The following is a 14,930-nucleotide window of genomic DNA, read 5'->3' as shown; positions in this document are numbered from 1 at the left end:
AGATCAAGCGCCGGACCGGCGAAGCGGAGAGGAAGGCGATGCGCGAGAAGCACAGGCAGCAGCAGGCCCGCCAGCAGACGGAAACGGCTGACAAGGCGGATGGCAAGGCGGGCCTCGAGGGGCGCAGCTTCCTCTATGTCGGCGGCCGGGACTGCCAGGTGGCGCATCTGCGCCAGATCGCCAGTTCCTATGGCGCCAACCTCATCCACCATGACGGCGGCCTGCGCGAGGCGGTTTCCCGCATCGACAACGTCCTGCCCTCGGTCGACTGCGTCTTCTGCCCCATCGACTGTATCAGCCATGATGCCTGCATCCGCGTGAAGACGGGCTGCAAGAAGTGGGAGAAGGCCTTCGTGCCGCTGCGCAACGGCAGCAAATCCTCCTTCGAGCGCGCCCTGCAGAGCATGAGCCAGGGAGAGACCACCCAGTGAATGAAGAAAGACCCGACGCCTTCATGATGATCGGCCTGCACAAGCTGGCCGCCCAGAACGGCGACGGCCTTGTGCCGGAACTCTATGCCCTCCTGACGCGCCGGGCGGATATGCTGGAAAGCGAGAATGTCACGGAATTCCCGCTGGCAAGCGCCCGCCCGCCGGCGCGCACTGCAAGCTTCGAGGGCACGCCGGCTCTTGAAGCGCGCAACGACAATGTCGTAGCCTTCCCGCAGCCGCGCCGCCTGCGGCGGGATTCGCTCTGACAGGACGCCTTTCCGGCAAACGTGCAAAGTGGCTTGCATCCGGGATCGCGGTCGAAAAGGATAGGTCTTTCCATGTTCTTTGCCATGAACCGCTTCCGGATCGCCATCGGTCACGAAGAGGCCTTCGAGGCTATCTGGAAGGGGCGCGATTCGAGCCTTGACGAGATGCCGGGCTTCCAGTCCTTCCATCTCCTCAGGGGCGACACCAATGCGGAAGAGGGCTTCACCCTCTTCGCCTCCCATTCGGTCTGGTCGAGCAAGGACGACTTCATCGCCTGGACCAAATCGGAAAACTTCCGGCAGGCGCACAAGAACGCCGCGGCCGACAAGGGCATCTATCTCGGCCCGCCGAAATTCGAAGGCTTCAGCGTCGTCGAGGGCGCATGAGCGGGATCGATGATCCCGACCGCATCGAGGTGCTGCCGGTCCTGCCGTCGCTCGATATCGACGAGACACGGGGCTTCTACACGACGCTGCTGGGCTTCGGCGAGGTCGTGTACCGGGCGGACGACTACCTGATCGTCCGACGCCCCGGCATGGAGCTGCATTTCTGGCGCACCGACGACCGGACGCTCTGCGAGCGCACCTCCGTCTATTTGCGCGGCGGCGGCATTGGCGAGCTTCATCGCGAGTTCAGCGCCCGGAATGTGCCGACGCTGTCGGCGATGACGGTGCGGCCGTGGAACATGGAAGAGTTCCACATCCACGATCCGCACGGCAATCTCCTGCGTTTCGGGCGCATTCCGAAGCGCTGATCTCAGTGTTCCCTGCGCGGCGGCAGGAAGGCGCCGAGCGCCACCGCCAGCCACCCTGCCATCATGGTGACGCCGCCGGTCGGGGCGGACATGGGAAAGAGACCGTGCCCTGCGAAATGACGCAGGACGAGATCGCCGGCAAAGAGCGCGGTGCCGAGCGCAAGCAGCAGGGACGCAAGCGCCGCCGTGCGCAGGCCTGGCCAGGCGGCATGAAGCGCCACCAGCGCCGGGGCATGGGCAAGGCACATGGCGGAGGCGCCGGCCATCAGGCGCGGATCGCTGCCATGCGAGGCTGCGGCGGCGGTGATGACGCCTGTCAGCCCCATCAGGCCGGCAACGAGGAGGCTCGCGGAGCGGAGCGAAAACGACATCGGGCTATTCCTGGTTCTGCATGTGATGGGCGAGCCGCGTGACGGGCTCCAGGATGATGGCGCGCAGGCCTTCGCTCGGCACGGTCTCCTCCAGCGCGCGGATGAAACAGAGCAGCCATTCGTCGCGCTCGGCCGGGCCGATCGGCGCCACGAAATGGCGGCGGCGCAGCATGGGATGGCCGCGCTTTTCCGTGTAGAGCGGCGGCCCGCCGAGCCATCCCGTCAGGTATTCGTAGAGTTTTTCCTCGCTGCCGGAAAGGTCCGGCGGGTGGATCGCGCGGCAGCGCGCGGCTTCCGGCAATGTGTCCATCAGCACGTAGAAGCGGTGCGTCAGCGCCCTGACGGCCGTATCGCCGCCGATCGCCTCGTAAAGGGTGATCGTCTCGCCCTGACGCTGCTGGTTGTCGGTCGTGTCCGTCATGGGTCTCTCCCGTTTCCCCGGTCTTACCGCCCGCATCCGCGGCAGGCAATGCCGGCTATTCGCCTGCGACGAAGCGCGCCGTCCCCCGCATTTTCAGCGTGATTGACAAGAAACCGTCTAGACGGTATGTTTATGGTATGAGCAAGGCCCACCACCGCAAGAAGCACCCGGAAGCCGTCCGCCAGCAATTGCTGGAGGTCGCGGCGAAACTGTCGCTGGAGAAGGGGCCGGCGAGCGTGACGCTCGACGCGGTCTCCCAGGCGGCGGGTGTCAGCAAGGGTGGCCTTTTGCACCATTTCCCGAACAAGCTGTCGCTGCTCGACGGCCTGTTCACCGATCTGACGGACAAGTTCGACCGGGCGATCGCCGACAGGATGCGGGACGACCCGGAGCCGAAGGGCCGCTTTACCCGCGCCTATATCTCGGTCTTCTTCCTGCCGGAGGGGCTGGCCGACGGCGAGAAGTGGAAGGTGCTGACCGTCGCGCTCATTTCCGAGCCGCACCTGCGCGAGCGCTGGCGACAATGGGTGGAGCGATACCTTGCGGAAAATGTCGGCACGGATTCCGCGCTCGACGCCATGCTGGTGCGCTACGCCGTGGACGGTCTCTGGCTTGCCGATCTTCTCGGCTCGCCGACCATGGATGCGCCAACCCGCGCCGCCATGCTGGACCGGCTCTTGGCGCTGACGCGCTCCTGATCCCCGATACGATTTGCGCCCGCGGGCGCCAGAGAAACGCCATGAACCTCACCTCCGTCTACGCCGCCCTCGTCGTCGCCATCGTCTTCGAAGTGCTGGGCACCTCGGCCATGCAGGCCGCGCAGCATTTCACGCGGGTCGTGCCGACCGCCATGATGGTGGTCTGCTACGCCATCGCCTTCTTCTTCCTGTCCTGGAGCCTGCGCTATGTGCCGGTCGGCATCACCTATGCCATCTGGAGCGGGCTCGGCATCGTGCTGATCTCGTTCGTCGGCTATTTCGTCTTCGGCCAGAAGCTCGATCTTGCCGCCGTTCTCGGCCTCGGCCTCATCATTGCCGGCGTGCTTGTGCTGAACCTTTTCTCCAAATCGACATTCCACTGAAAGACGACGGGAATCGACAAGACCCCCGCTTGCCAAGAATCGGGTCTGTCTCTATCGGTTCCGCCGAATTGAAAGCGGTTTCAATTTTTGGCTCAGAGGAACGGCACATGGCAATACGCACCATCGTATGGGGTGAGAACATCCACGAGCAGACCAACGAGATCGTGCGTTCGATCTATCCGCACGGCATGCACACCACCATTGCCGAAGCGCTGAACCGGGACCCGGCGATCAGCGCCGGCACGGCGACGCTGCAGGAAGCCGAGCACGGCCTTGCCGAGGCGCGGCTTGCCGAGACGGATGTGCTCGTCTGGTGGGGGCACAAGGACCATGGCGCCGTCAGCGATGACGTCGTCGAGCGCGTGGCGAGACGGGTCTGGGAAGGCATGGGCCTCATCGTCCTCCATTCCGGCCATTTCTCGAAGATCTTCAAGCGGCTGATGGGCACGCCCTGTGCCCTGAAATGGCGGGAGGCCGGCGAGCGCGAGCGCCTCTGGGTCATCAATCCGCGCCATCCGATCGCCGAGGGTCTCGGCGAGAACTTCGTGCTGGAAAACGAGGAGATGTATGGCGAGCAGTTCTCCGTGCCGGAGCCGCTGGAGACGGTGTTCATCTCCTGGTTCGCCGGCGGCGAGGTTTTCCGGTCCGGCATGACCTGGCGCCGCGGCGCCGGCAACATCTTCTATTTCCGCCCGGGCCACGAGACCTATCCGACCTATCACGATGCCACCGTGCAGAAGGTGCTCGCCAATGGCGTGAAATGGGCCTTCAACCCGCAGGGCACCTACACGGCGATCCATGACGCACCGAACGTGCCGGTCGAAAAGGCGCTGGAGCCGATCGTCGAGCGCGGCCCAAAACTGCATGAAGCCGGCGAAGCCGGATATCGCTGAGGAAACAATGCGCCTGCTCGTTCTTGGAACCGGCGGCATGGCCAATACCCATGCCCAGCACTTTGCCGCGATCGATGGCGTCGACCTGGTCGGCGCCGTCGATGTGGACCCCCTGCGCGCCAAGGCCTTTGCCGACACGCACGGCATTCCCAACGTCTTCACCTCGCTGGAGGACGCCATCGCCTGGAACGGCTTCGATGCCGCCACCAACGTGACGCCCGACCGCGCCCATCACCCGACCACCCTGGCGCTGCTCGCGGCGGGCAAGCATGTGATGTGCGAGAAGCCGCTGGCGGAAAACTATGCCAAGGCGGACGAGATGGCGCGCGCCGCCGAGGCCTCGGGTCTCGTCACCATGGTGAACCTCACCTACCGCAACGTGGCGCCCCTGCAGAAGGCGCGGGCGATGGTGCTGGCCGGCGAACTCGGCCATGTGCGCCATGTCGAGGCCTCCTACCTGCAAAGCTGGCTCGTCTCCAAGGCCTGGGGTAACTGGGCGACGGAAAGCCAGTGGCTCTGGCGGCTTTCCACCCGGCACGGCTCGAACGGCGTGCTCGGGGATGTCGGCATCCACATCCTCGATTTCGCCAGCTATGGCGCGGCGAGCGATGTGGAGCATGTCTTCGCGCGGCTGCGGGCCTTCGACAAGGCGCCGGACAACCGGATCGGCGAATACGACCTCGACGCCAATGACAGCTTCACCATGACCGTCGATTTTTCCAACGGCGCGCTCGGCGTCATCCATGCGAGCCGCTGGGCGACCGGCCACCTCAACGAGCTGCGCCTGCGCATGCATGGCGACAGGGGCGCCCTGGAGGTCATCCACACACCCGCAGGGTCGCGCCTGCGCGGGTGCCTCGGGGAGGATGTCGAGCAGGCCGTCTGGCGCGAGCTCGATGCCGGCACCGTGCCGACCAACTACGAGCGCTTCGCCGCCGCCGTGATGGCGGGCCGGCAGGTCGAGCCCGGCTTCCGCCATGCGGCCGAGCTGCAGAAGGTTCTGGACCTTGCGATCGAGACCGAAAGGGAACGCCGCGAGTTGAAGGTCTGACCTCAGGCCGGGGCGGGGCCGGTCGAGCCGCGAATGCGGAAATCGACGGGCCAGATCTCCTGCAGCGCCTCCGGCGCCTCGCCCTGCAACAGCCGCAGGACCATGTCGCCGATGCGTTCGCCCGCCGCGCGGATCGGCGATTGCGTCGTCGTGACGGATGGCACGAGGTTGTCCGGGCTGAGATAGGGGAAGACGTCGTCATGCGCGATGAGCGAGACATCCGCACCCACGGCAAGCCCCGCAATGCGGATCGCCCGCATGGCGCCCAGCGCCGACATCATCGAACCGGCAATGACCGCCGTCGGCGGCGCGGGGAGGGCGAGGAAAGCCTGCATTAGCCGGAAGCCGGTCTCGTCCGTGAATTCGCCATGGCCGACAAGGGCCGGATCGAGGATGAGGCCGCGTGCCTCGAGCGTCGTCCGGTACCCGCTGCTCCGGTCCTGCGCATAGGTGCTGGTCGTGTCGCCGTTGATGAGCGCGATGCGCCGGTGGCCGAGATCGGCAAGATAGCCCGCCGCCGTCTCGATCGCCCCGAAATTGTCGATGTCGAGAAAGGCGAAGGAGCGTTCCGCCGTGCTGCGCCCGTGCACGATGAAGGGTAGCGCCAAGGTCTGCAAAAGAGCGATGCGGGCATCCGCGCAGGCCGGCGTGTGGACGACCACCGCGTCCACCCGCTTGCTGGCGGCCAGCCGGCGATAGGCGGCGGCCTCTTCCGCCTCCGTCTCGACGGTCGATACGAGAATGTCGATGCCGTCCTCCTGCAGCCGGGTCGAGAGCCCGCCCATGAATTCACTGGAATGCGGCCCGAAGCGCCCGCCGCCCTGGAAGACCATGCCGATCGCGCCGGCCCGGCCGGTCGCCAGTCGCTGCGCGCTGATGTTCGGCCGGTAGCCGAGCTTTTCCGCCGCTTCCAGCACGCGTCGCCGTGTCTCGGGCCGCACCTCCGGATAGCCGCTCATCGCCCGGCTGACGGTGGTCTGCGAAAGGCCGATGCGGGCCGCAAATTCCTTGAGGTTCATCCTTCGTCCCTGGGCGCGGCCGGTCTGTTCCGGGCCTTTATGGCCCCTCCGGCACGCGGCGGCAAGCTGGGGCTTATATCCCGGTGAAGCCGGACCTTGCACGCCGACCGTCCGCTATGGTTGTGGGGTTGGGCTTGAATTCCCAGAATGACACGCTAAAGTGAAAATATTAACGACAGGGTTGTGGCGGGGCGAGCGTCACTCCAGGATTTTGATGTTTCCGTGATGGCGGCCGAGGCGGCCATTGCACTTCTTTCCGGGCGGGACGGTCCGGAAGACATTTGGCGATGATTTTCGGGGGAATGTCATGCAGGCGGGCTCGGACTTGCCGGCTGCAACGGGTTCGTCTGCGCGATTGGATCTGCAGCCTCAAAATCTCGGTGCACAGAATCTCGGCACACCCGCGCGTGGGTGGCTCTGGCGGACGCGGCGGGCGCGGGTCCGGGGACGTACGGGCGCGCCGCTCGTCTATTCCAGGGGGGAGAGCGGTCGCCGCCCGTCCTACCTGCGCGTCCTGGAGCGGCTTTTCGGCGCGCGCCGGGCCGGTTTGCGCGCCGTGCTTCTGTCGCGTGCGCCCGTTCTGTTCCTGATGGTGGAGGAGGCCTTCCTGCTCTATGTCGCGGTCAGCCTGCTGCGGGCCCTCACCGGGCGGCGGACGGCGGGCCTGCTGTTGCGGCCGATGCCGCTGTCGGTCTCGTCCCGCCGGTCCTGTCGCTGGAAACGCGCCGTCCTCCGGTGGCTGAAGCGTTTCCGCGCCATCCATACATTGACCATCCTTCCCTTCAGCGTGTTCCCTGCCTTTTCCACGATCGCGAAAGGCTGGATCTACGATTTCCAGCTCTGGGACCTGACGGACGAGGAGCGGGAGGCGGTGGAACTGCTGCGCAGCGAGCGGCAGCCGGGTGCGCGCCTGGTTCTGACGGCGATCGGCACGCAGAGCCGACGCAAGGGTTTCGACCTTTTCACCGACAGTTATGTGCGCGTTGCCGCCCTCAGGACGCGCTTCCAGTTCATTTCCTGCGGCAGGATCGAGCAGGCTGTCGACGACTATGCGGCGGCCTTCCGCGAGGCGGGCGGCGTTGCGGTGAACCGCAGCGTCTCGGATGCCGAACTGCTCGGAGCCTATGCCGCGAGCGATGCGATCTGGTGCTTCTATCCGCCCATCGGCGACCACGCCTCGGGCGTTCTCGGTCGGGCCGCGCAGCTCGGCATCCCGGCCGTCGTGCGCTACGGTTCCGTTGCCCATCGCCTGTGCATCGTCGAGAACATCCCGCATGTGCCGATGATGGCGGACGGGATCGCGGAGCGGCTGGCCGGCCCGCTGCCGCCGAGGGACGAAGCCCGCGGCCGCCTGGCCGCCGACCGGTTCGCCCGGCAGAGCGAGGCCACGCTGCGCGCCGCCCTCGGCCTTGCGGGCACGGACCCGCCGGCGCAGCCGCAAGCCTGACCCACAGGCGACGGCGAGCGAGGTTTTCGACTGCGGACGCGTCCGTCGGAAGAGATCACATGGACACCCTTCTCGGCGAGGGCAAGACGCACCGGCCGATGGAGCTGGTGCCGATATCGACTGACAAGGGTAGACTTCTGTAGCGTGTCGTCAATTGCAGGGCTTCAGCAGGCAATGCCCCGCAGAACGACGGCAAATACTACAGGTCGGCGCCCGGGATCGCCTGCATGAGCTGGCGCGAATAGGCTTCCTGCGGGTTGTGGAAGATCTGCATCGGCGTGCCGGCCTCGACCACGCGGCCACGGTTCATCACGATCACCTGGTCGCAGATCTGGCTGGCGACGCGCAGGTCATGGGTGATGAAGATCATGGCGAGGTGCTTTTCCGCCTGCACCTCGGCGAGCAGTTGCAGGATCTGCGCCTGGATGGAGACGTCGAGCGCCGAGACGGCCTCGTCGGCGACGATGATCTGCGGATCGAACATCAGGGCACGCGCTATGCCGACGCGCTGGCGCTGGCCGCCGGAGAACTCGTGCGGATAGCGCTCGAAGGCGGCGGCGCCGAGCCCGACACGCTCCAGCAGGCCGAGCGCCCGGCGATGGGCCTCCTTCCGGTCGAGCCCATGGGCGACCGGACCCACCGTCAGGGACGTGCCGATGGTAAGGCGCGGATTGAGCGAGGCGAAGGGATCCTGGAAGATCATCTGGATGCGGGGCCGGAGCTGACGGAACGCGGCCTCGCCCATCGGCCTTATGTCGCGACCGCCGAGCAGGATTTCGCCGGCATCCGCCTCCACGAGCTTCATGAGCACCTTGCCCATCGAGGACTTCCCGGATCCGCTTTCCCCGACGACGCCCAGCGTCTCGCCGCGGTGAAGCGTGAAGGAGACGTCCTCGACGGCCGGAACGACCCGCACCTTGCCGAAAAGGCCGGCATGGCTGCGATAGGTCTTGCTGAGGCCGCGCACCTCCAGAACGGTTTCGCCCGCCTTCACCTCGTTCTCCGCCTCACGCAGGCGGGGTACCGCGGCGATCAGCCGGCGTGTGTAGGGATGCTGCGGATCGCGCAGCACCGCATCGGCGGTGCCTTCCTCCACCACATGCCCTTTTTCCATCACCACGACCCGGTCGGCGATGTCGGCCACCACGCCGAAGTCGTGGGTGATGAACATGACGCTCGTGTTCTTCTTCGCCTGCAGCCGACGGATCAGGTCGAGGATCTGCGCCTGGATGGTCACGTCGAGCGCCGTCGTCGGTTCATCGGCGATCAGGATGTCGGGATCGAGGGCCAGCGCGATGGCGATCATCACGCGCTGACGCTGGCCGCCGGAAAGACGGAAGGGATATTGCTTGCGGATCAGCGGGGGATCGGGAAGCCCGACCTCGGTGACGAGCTCCAGCACGCGACGTTCCCGCTCGGCGCGGTTCGTCACGCCGTGGGCGACGAAAACCTCGTCGATCTGCTCCTCGATGGTCATCAGCGGATTGAGCGCCGAAAGCGGATCCTGGAAGATCATCGAGATCGCCTTGCCGCGCAGTTGGCGGCGCTCTGCCTCCGGCATGGCGATGAGGTCGCGCCCCTTGTAGAGGATTTCCCCGCCTGTCACCCGCATGGCGGGCGGCAGCAGGCCCATGACCGTGCTGGCGGTCACCGACTTGCCGGAGCCGCTTTCGCCGACGACGCAGAGAATCTCGCCCTGCCTGAGATCGAGCGAGACGCCCTCCACCGCATGACTGCGTTCCATGTTCCGCGGAAGGCTCACGTCGAGCGAGCGGACTGCGAGAATCGTTCCGGCCGGATTGCGGTGAAGGTCTGTCATGGGGCTCCCCTTCGTTAGGCGGGTCAGGGCTTGGGTACGACCATCGCGAATTTGCGGAAGGGGGTGAGCACGTCCAGCCAGGCTGTCTCTCCCTTCGGAACGACCACGATCGTACCCGGCCCGATGCGCCGTTTCTCACCGTCGCCGATGCGGCAATCGGCTTCGCCCTCGATCACCACGAAGGTCTCCTCCAGCGCGCGGGCGGGGTAGGGATAGATGCCGGGCTCGGCGATCCAGACGGCAGCCTTGACCGCAGCCGCGCTGTCGCCCTCGTCCTCCCAGATCATGCGCCGATAGGATTGCGCGCCGTTTTCCGCCACGGCCGCCTCAGTGCGGCCGGTATCGTCTTTCACGTTCCAGTAGATCGACATGGTTCGTCCTCCTTCTCAAGAATGCGGCGGCAGCTCCACGCCGCCCCGCTTGCTCATGAAATTGTCGACCGCGCGCATCTCGCGCAGCTTGTAGCTCGGGCCGTAGTCCATCCACCACGGCGCACGATGCAGGGGCTCGACCTTGAGGTCGAGATCCTGTTCCGGCGTGCCGATCGCCCAGTCCGCAAGGATGCCGCCGAGCATGGTGCCTGTCGGCACGCCCCGGCCGGAAAGGCCGGTGAGGGCCACGACGCCCGGCGCAAGGCCGTAGAGCCGGGGAACGGTGCGGTACTGCATGTCCAGCTCGCCGAACCAGAAGTAGTCCCAGCGCACCGCCTCGGTCAGCTGCGGGTGCAGCCATTTCAGCCGGTCGGTCATGACCGTCTTCGAATAGGCGATGTCGCGGCCGCGCGGCCCCCTGAGGAACATGGAGGCGACGATGCGGTTGTCGGCGGTCCATTTGTAGCAGTAGAAGTCGCCGCGTCCGTCGATCATGGTCGTGTTCTGCGGCAGCACCGTTTCGCGGGCACGATCGGACAGCGGATTGGTGGCGCAGACATAGACCGGCATGATGCGGTAGCTCTTGTCGAGATCGGGCCAGCCCTCCACCGTATAGGCGCCGGTGGCGAAGATGACCTTGTCTGCGATGACATGGCCCGCTTCGCCGACCACCTTCCACTTGCCGCCGGTCTTCTCGCAGCGTTTCGCCGGCGACCGGGTATAGAGCGTGGCGCCCTCGCTGATCGCCGCCGCCGCAAGGCCGCGGGCATATTTCAGCGGGTGGATGTGTGCGCCTTCCTCGTGCAGCCAGCCGCCGTAAAGGCGCGGGCTGCCGGTGATGCGCGTTATCTCGTCCCGGTCGAGCATGCGGGTGCGCGCGCCCACGGCGTTGTAGCTTTCGGTCTTGTGTTCGAGGGGCGGCAGGTGGCCGGGGCGCATCGCGCCGATGACGAGGCCGTTCTGCACCCATTCGCAGTCGATGCCGTAGTGCTGGATATAGTCCGCGGCGCGATCGGCGGCGCGCGTCTGGCGGTGGATGAGGCGTTCCGCCCAGGGCTGGCCGAGAAGCGAACGGATCTTGTCCAGCGAATAGTAGGAGAAGGTGGGGCTGCAATGGCCGGCATTACGGCCCGATCCGCCATAGCCGGCTTCCTCGCGCTCGAGGATGGCGACCGAAACGCCCTTGCGCCGAAGCTCTATGGCGGTGGTGAGCCCCGTATAGCCGGCCCCGACGATGCAGACGTCGACGACCTTCTCGCCGGCAAGCCGTTCGGTTTCCGGCGGTGGCGGCGCGGAAGCGAACCAGTAGGATTGGTCGAAGGGGGAAAACTTGGTCATCCTGTCACCCATTGTGTGAACGAACGTCGAGGGCGTCGCGCAGGCCGTCGCCGATGAAGTTGAAACCCGTGACGGCGATGGTGATGGCAAGGCCGGGCACGATGGCGAGCCAAGGAGCGGCCGCCAGATACTGCTGCGCGCCGTTGAGCATGTTGCCCCAGCTCGGCAGCGGCGGCTGGATGCCGTAGCCGAGGAAGGAGATATAGGCCTCCATCAGGATCGACCGCGCCACGGTCAGCGTTGCCGCGACGACGATCGGCCCCATCACGTTCGGCAGGATCTCGCGGAACATGATCCAGCCGTTCGACAGGCCCAGCATGCGCGCGGCCATGACGAATTCCCGCTCGCGCAACGACTTGACCTCCGCCTCCACGATGCGTGCCACCTCCATCCAGCTCGTGAAGGCGATGATGAGCGTGATCGTCATCGGGCTCGGCTTGATGAAGGCGGCGAGCGTCAGCAGCAGGAAGACCGAGGGGAAGGACAAGAAGGCATCGACGAGGCGCATCAGGACCGTTCCCGTCCAGCCGCCGCGATAGCCGGCGACGACGCCGACCACCGTGCCGATGACCGTGGAGATCACCATGGCGAGGAAACCGACCGTCATGGAAACCTGCCCGGCATGGAACAGCCGCGCGGCGATATCGCGGCCAAGCGGGTCCGTTCCGAAGATATGGGCGCCCGTCAGGGGCGGCGCGAAACGGGCGCGCAGGTCGATATAGAGCTCGTCGAAGGGCAGAAGATGCGGTCCGAGGAAGCAGGCGACCGTCAATCCGAGCACCATGAACAGGCCGAGCAGTGCCAGCGGGTTGCGCGCGAAGCGGCGGACGGCACGATTGTCGCGAAAGCGGCGGCGGAGAGTGGGGGATGAAGAAGCGGCTGTCATTTTCACGCCTCCTATTCAAGACGAATGCGCGGATCGACGAAGGCGACCAGCAGATCGGCGAGGAGATTGCCGATAAGAACGAGGATGGCCGAGAACATGAGGAGCCCCATCACGACCGGATAATCGTTGTAGCCGAGGCTATCGAGGAAGAGCCGCCCCATGCCGGGCCATGTGAAGACCGTCTCCGTCACGAGTGCGCCGCCAAGCAGCGTCGGCAATTGCATGCCGGCGAGGGTGATCATCGGCAGAAGGGCGTTGCCGACGATATGCTTCATGAGGATGCGGCGCGGCGGCAGGCCCTTGGCGCGGGCGGTGCGTACGAAATCCTGGTTGATGACCTCCAGCGTGGCCGTCCGCATGTAGCGGGCCCAGATCGCCACGTTGACGAGCGCGAGCACGCAGGCGGGCATCACCAGATGCACGAGGATGTCCGAAAAGGAACCGTCGCCGACGGTGTACATGTTGCCCGCCGGCAGCCAGCCCAGCCTCAGCGAGAAAAGGAAGATCGCCACCAGACCCACCCAGAAGGTCGGGATCGAGAGGGCGACGAAGCACGCGACCGTCATCGCGTAGTCGAAGGCGGAGCCCTGCCGGATCGCGCTGCGGATGCCGATCCAGCCCCCGATCAGCATCGACAGGAAGGTCGAAGCTCCCATGAGCAGCAGTGTGGCGAAGAGATGGCTGTTGATCACCTCCAGGACGGGGCGGTTGTCGCGAAAGCTCCGGCCCCAGTCGCCCTGCACCAGCTTCCACAGCCAGTCGAGATATTGCACCGGCAGCGGCCTGTTGAGTCCCATCTGCTCGGCGATGCGGTCCAGCGCCTCCTTCGTCATGCCGGGTGTCAGCGCGAATTGCGAGAGCGGGCCGCCGGGGGCGAGGTTGAGCACCATGAAGCCGATGAGCGAGACGAGCAGCAGGAGGACGATGCTCTGCCAAAGCCTGCCGATCAGAAATCGGGCCATTTTCCGGTTCCTTGCAGTGAATGCGGGCCCTGGGCGAGATGGACGTCCTTGCTGCAGGGCGGTGCAGACCGGGGTGGGGACACCCACCCCGGATCCGGTGGAAACGGACGTTACGCCCAGCGCCAGCTGCGCACGTTCCAGGTGTCGATGCGGTTGTTGATGTTCGCTTCGACGCCCTGGATGCCGGTCTTGTAGCCGCGGATGTTGGCGTACTGGAAGATCGGCAGGAACGGCAGGTCTTGCCGCATGATCTCCTGGATGCGCTGGTAGATCGGCAGCCGTTCTTCGGGGCTGACGAGCGCGCCGCCCTTCTTGAGCAGCTCGTCCACCTCGGGGTTCTCGTAGACCCAGGTGTTCTGGCCGTTGCCGCCCTTGGCCGGGGAGGAGGTCGAGAGGAAGTAGTCGGACGTGTCCGGGTCGGGACCGGTCAGGCAACTGAGGCCCGCCAGCGCCATGTCGAACTGCGAGAGCATCCAGTGGTCGCCCCACATGACGGCCGGCGGCAGGTTGCCGATCTGCATGTCGACGCCGATCTCGCGGAAGGACTGCTGGAGGAACTGCTGCGCCTGCTCGCGCAGATGGTTGCCCGAGGTCGTCGAGCAGGTAAAGGCAAGCCGGACGCCGTCCTTTTCGCGAATGCCGTCCGAACCCGGCTTCCAGCCGGCCTCGTCGAGCAGCGCCCGCGCCTTGTCGAGGTTGTATTCCTGCACCGGCAGGTTGGCGTTGTAGTAGTAGGATTCGCGCGGCATGTAGCTTTCGGTCGCCTGCGGCACGCCGTAGTAGAGCGCATCGATGATCGTCTGCTTGTCCACGGCGTAATAGAGCGCCTCCCGCACGGCGCGCTCCTTGAACTGCGGCCGCTGGAGATTGAAGCTGAGGCCTTCGAAGAACGGTGCCCCGAAGACCTCCACCACGCGGTCGGGCAGGGTCTTCGCCTCCTCGTAGTTGTCGGGCGAGATCCACTGCAGCGCCAGCACGTCGATGTCGCCGGTCTTGAGCTGCGTATAGAGCACGGTGATATCGGGAATGTATTTCAGCACGAGCCGTTCGAGATAGGGCCCGTCGCCGAAGTAGCCGGGATTGGCCTCCAGCTCGATATGGTCGCCCGCCACGCGCTGCTTCCACTTGTAGGCGCCAGTGCCGATCGGGGCGTTGTTGAAAGGCGCATTGTTCGGGTCGGCGCCCTCGAAGCCGTGCTTGGGCACGATGAAGGTCGAGGCGAGGATCGCGGTATAGGGTGCAAACGCGCTTTCCATGCGCCAGCTGATTTCCGTCGGCGAGACGACGGTTATGTCGCGCACGAGGCTGTGGCCCGTGCGGCGCCAGCTGCGGAAATCCGGATTGACCAGCAGCTCGAGCGTGAACTTCACGTCCTCGGCCGTGAACGGCGTGCCGTCATGCCATGTCACATCGTCGCGCAGCGTCACCTTCCAGGTCAGGCCATCGGCGGAAACACCGCCATTTTCCACCGTCGGCACTTCCTTGGCGAGCAGCGGATAGAAATTGCCCTTGGCATCGACGTCGAACAGCGGATCGAAGATCGCGAAATGCACGCCCTCGTCGACCTCGATATGCAGGAGATGCGGATTGAAGACCGTCGGCTCCTGCGAGAAGCCGACGACGATCTGCCCCTTCGGCGTATCTTGGGCCCTTGCCGCTCCCATGCCGAGAACGGAGGGGGCCATGACGGCGAGACCGGCGGCGCCGAAGAACTTCAGGCTCTGGCGGCGGGTAAACTGGAAATCCCTTTCAGACATGTCATTCTCCCGGTGGTGTGAATGTTGACGTTCCCTTGTCGGCCGTTCCGGCTTCTTGTTGG

18 protein-coding genes are annotated in these 14,930 nt (G+C 65.6%); 9 read left to right on the top strand and 9 right to left on the bottom strand.

Annotated features, from left to right (window positions below; genetic code table 11):
• Positions 1 to 38: 38 nt before the first annotated feature.
• The 4 genes from AABQ55_RS19810 to AABQ55_RS19795 all read left to right on the top strand — a co-directional run bounded on the left by AABQ55_RS19810 (position 39) and on the right by AABQ55_RS19795 (position 1,452).
• On the top strand, positions 39 to 431 hold the full coding sequence (locus tag AABQ55_RS19810; RefSeq protein ID WP_443021159.1) for a DUF2325 domain-containing protein: 393 nt from the start codon (positions 39 to 41) through the stop codon (positions 429 to 431).
• Entirely contained in the window at positions 428 to 697 is a 270-nt protein-coding gene (locus AABQ55_RS19805; RefSeq protein WP_245082203.1) for a hypothetical protein, read from the top strand. The genes AABQ55_RS19810 and AABQ55_RS19805 overlap by 4 nt, the downstream gene beginning before the upstream one ends.
• Before the next feature lie 72 nt (positions 698 to 769).
• Complete coding sequence (locus AABQ55_RS19800; protein WP_272806250.1) at positions 770 to 1,084, top strand: antibiotic biosynthesis monooxygenase family protein; 315 nt, start codon at positions 770 to 772, stop codon at positions 1,082 to 1,084.
• Entirely contained in the window at positions 1,081 to 1,452 is a 372-nt protein-coding gene (locus tag AABQ55_RS19795; RefSeq protein WP_272806249.1) for a bleomycin resistance protein, read from the top strand. The genes AABQ55_RS19800 and AABQ55_RS19795 overlap by 4 nt, the downstream gene beginning before the upstream one ends.
• Positions 1,453 to 1,454: 2 nt before the next feature.
• Here the strand turns inward: AABQ55_RS19795 and AABQ55_RS19790 are convergent, their stop codons facing one another.
• Complete coding sequence (locus AABQ55_RS19790) at positions 1,455 to 1,823, bottom strand: DUF423 domain-containing protein (RefSeq protein WP_272806248.1); 369 nt, start codon at positions 1,821 to 1,823, stop codon at positions 1,455 to 1,457.
• Between the two features lie 4 nt (positions 1,824 to 1,827).
• Positions 1,828 to 2,244: a group II truncated hemoglobin gene (locus tag AABQ55_RS19785; RefSeq protein ID WP_245082195.1), complete on the bottom strand. Its 417-nt coding sequence runs from the start codon at positions 2,242 to 2,244 to the stop codon at positions 1,828 to 1,830.
• Between the two features lie 137 nt (positions 2,245 to 2,381).
• Here AABQ55_RS19785 and AABQ55_RS19780 point away from each other — a divergent pair, with 137 nt between their 5' ends.
• The 4 genes from AABQ55_RS19780 (at position 2,382) to AABQ55_RS19765 (ending at position 5,269) form a co-directional block, all read left to right on the top strand.
• Positions 2,382 to 2,942, top strand: coding sequence for a TetR/AcrR family transcriptional regulator (locus AABQ55_RS19780; protein WP_272806247.1), 561 nt, complete (start codon positions 2,382 to 2,384; stop codon positions 2,940 to 2,942).
• Between the two features lie 41 nt (positions 2,943 to 2,983).
• Positions 2,984 to 3,325, top strand: a complete 342-nt coding sequence (locus AABQ55_RS19775; protein WP_272806246.1) for an SMR family transporter — start codon at positions 2,984 to 2,986, stop codon at positions 3,323 to 3,325.
• A gap of 107 nt (positions 3,326 to 3,432) precedes the next feature.
• On the top strand, positions 3,433 to 4,218 hold the full coding sequence (locus tag AABQ55_RS19770; RefSeq protein WP_272806245.1) for a ThuA domain-containing protein: 786 nt from the start codon (positions 3,433 to 3,435) through the stop codon (positions 4,216 to 4,218).
• Positions 4,219 to 4,225: 7 nt separating this feature from the next.
• Positions 4,226 to 5,269: a Gfo/Idh/MocA family protein gene (locus AABQ55_RS19765; RefSeq protein WP_272806244.1), complete on the top strand. Its 1,044-nt coding sequence runs from the start codon at positions 4,226 to 4,228 to the stop codon at positions 5,267 to 5,269.
• 2 nt (positions 5,270 to 5,271) lie between these two features.
• Here AABQ55_RS19765 and AABQ55_RS19760 read toward each other — a convergent pair whose 3' ends face one another.
• Positions 5,272 to 6,288 carry a LacI family DNA-binding transcriptional regulator gene (locus AABQ55_RS19760; RefSeq protein WP_245082181.1) on the bottom strand — a complete coding sequence of 339 codons (1,017 nt, stop codon included), beginning with the start codon at positions 6,286 to 6,288 and terminating at the stop codon, positions 5,272 to 5,274.
• A gap of 355 nt (positions 6,289 to 6,643) precedes the next feature.
• Between AABQ55_RS19760 and AABQ55_RS19755 the strand changes: the two genes are divergently transcribed.
• Positions 6,644 to 7,735 carry a hypothetical protein gene (locus tag AABQ55_RS19755; protein ID WP_272806243.1) on the top strand — a complete coding sequence of 364 codons (1,092 nt, stop codon included), beginning with the start codon at positions 6,644 to 6,646 and terminating at the stop codon, positions 7,733 to 7,735.
• 199 nt (positions 7,736 to 7,934) lie between these two features.
• Here the strand turns inward: AABQ55_RS19755 and AABQ55_RS19750 are convergent, their stop codons facing one another.
• The 6 genes from AABQ55_RS19750 to AABQ55_RS19725 form a co-directional block, all read right to left on the bottom strand.
• Positions 7,935 to 9,554 carry an ABC transporter ATP-binding protein gene (locus tag AABQ55_RS19750; protein WP_272806242.1) on the bottom strand — a complete coding sequence of 540 codons (1,620 nt, stop codon included), beginning with the start codon at positions 9,552 to 9,554 and terminating at the stop codon, positions 7,935 to 7,937.
• Between the two features lie 23 nt (positions 9,555 to 9,577).
• Positions 9,578 to 9,925, bottom strand: coding sequence for a cupin domain-containing protein (locus AABQ55_RS19745; RefSeq protein ID WP_272806241.1), 348 nt, complete (start codon positions 9,923 to 9,925; stop codon positions 9,578 to 9,580).
• A gap of 15 nt (positions 9,926 to 9,940) precedes the next feature.
• Positions 9,941 to 11,263: an NAD(P)/FAD-dependent oxidoreductase gene (locus tag AABQ55_RS19740; RefSeq protein WP_272806240.1), complete on the bottom strand. Its 1,323-nt coding sequence runs from the start codon at positions 11,261 to 11,263 to the stop codon at positions 9,941 to 9,943.
• A gap of 4 nt (positions 11,264 to 11,267) precedes the next feature.
• Entirely contained in the window at positions 11,268 to 12,149 is an 882-nt protein-coding gene (locus tag AABQ55_RS19735) for an ABC transporter permease (RefSeq protein WP_272806239.1), read from the bottom strand.
• Positions 12,150 to 12,160: 11 nt separating this feature from the next.
• Positions 12,161 to 13,111: an ABC transporter permease gene (locus AABQ55_RS19730; RefSeq protein WP_272806238.1), complete on the bottom strand. Its 951-nt coding sequence runs from the start codon at positions 13,109 to 13,111 to the stop codon at positions 12,161 to 12,163.
• 110 nt (positions 13,112 to 13,221) lie between these two features.
• Positions 13,222 to 14,868, bottom strand: coding sequence for a peptide ABC transporter substrate-binding protein (locus AABQ55_RS19725; protein WP_272806237.1), 1,647 nt, complete (start codon positions 14,866 to 14,868; stop codon positions 13,222 to 13,224).
• Positions 14,869 to 14,930: the final 62 nt, after the last annotated feature.

It is taken from the genome of Shinella sp. WSD5-1 (genome assembly GCF_963942435.1).
In the GTDB taxonomy this organism is placed as follows: Bacteria; Pseudomonadota; Alphaproteobacteria; order Rhizobiales; family Rhizobiaceae; genus Shinella; species Shinella yambaruensis.
Note: the sequence above shows the minus strand (reverse complement) of the source record. Positions and strands in the feature narration are given on the sequence as shown.